Here is a 397-nt window from a genome sequence, read left to right on the forward strand (position 1 = left end):
GGATCTGGCATGGGTATGAACCAAATGTCCGGCGTCGGTTCCTATGGTGGTGCGCAAGCGGTTTTCCAACCCGGTTTTGCTGGTACCAACCCCCAAGAGGTGCGTCAAGACATTGCGCGTGAAGGCGGTTTAGGCTATGGTTATGGCTCTGGCATGGCTATGAGCCAAATGTCTGGAATGGCTGCCGGTGGTGCACAAGCGGTTTTCCAACCTGGTTTTACCGGAACCAATCCGCAGCAAGTGCGTCAAGAGATCGCACGCGACGGCGGCTTTGGCTACGGTGGCGGCTATGGTCAACAAGTTTATGGCGGTGGTTATGGTCAACAATCCGCTGGTATGGGTGGCGCTCAACAATCGGCTGGCATGGGCGGAGCTCAATCCGTATTCTCTGCAGGCT

The 397-nt window shown here is 56.2% G+C and carries 1 pseudogene; it reads left to right on the forward strand.

The features are described from left to right. Positions 1-9 precede the first annotated feature (9 nt). A pseudogene (locus MXD62_RS10325) lies at positions 10-397 on the forward strand (hypothetical protein); the annotation flags it as partial.

It is taken from the genome of Frankia sp. Mgl5, from assembly GCF_023242985.1.
GTDB classification, from domain to species: Bacteria; Actinomycetota; Actinomycetes; order Frankiales; family Frankiaceae; genus Parafrankia; species Parafrankia soli.